This is a genomic window from Wolbachia endosymbiont of Tuta absoluta (assembly GCF_059414725.1).
In genome coordinates this window covers 1-630 of record NZ_JBNRJY010000377.1, presented here as the reverse complement: position 1 = coordinate 630, position 630 = coordinate 1, and the positions used below count along the sequence as shown (strand labels likewise).

1 pseudogene is annotated in these 630 nt (G+C 39.2%); it reads right to left on the bottom strand.

From position 1 onward, the window contains the following. Positions 1 to 435: 435 nt before the first annotated feature. Positions 436 to 630 (bottom strand): annotated as a pseudogene (locus ACJ5GX_RS04015) (FAD-dependent oxidoreductase); the annotation flags it as partial.

The following is a 630-nucleotide window of genomic DNA, read 5'->3' as shown; positions in this document are numbered from 1 at the left end:
CTCCAATTTTCCCCCGCGGTGCAGCAGAATTCCCTGTGAATGCAACATCTTGCACTGCACTCTCCAATCCACGTGCCAAGCGTGGTGAGCAAGGCAATATGATGTCCAGCGGTGGACTGTTGTAGTAGTAGAATACTAGTTAATGAATTATATTAGTTAACTTTTGCACTTACTTAAAATGCTGTTAGAAATAAAAAACGATAATTTTTTTACGAAAGTGTGATTTGCTTTTATACTATTTTATTCCATTGAATAAATAATAATAATTATGTGGTACATAACTTTCTGCGTCCAATTCATCAACTATCTCGAAACGTATCTTCAAGTATTTTCTTCTACCAGCCCGGAGGCCATATATGGTAGTCAGCCAGTTACTCAAGGTTTACGGGCATCAACTAAAACCGGTAAATGAATCTTCCATTACCGATTACCGATTGATCGATCAAGCCTCGGTGGAGTTCCGGTACGTAACCTGCCCAGTTTAAAATCATACTTCTTTAGCGTGTTTGCAAGCTCTATTGCTGGTTTATCTCCTATTCTTCCAGAAGGAGTTGTTTGCTCTCCTATATGAATCACACCACGTAAAAAAGTCCCTGTAGTCAAAACAACTCTGCTTGTCAGTATACGTTC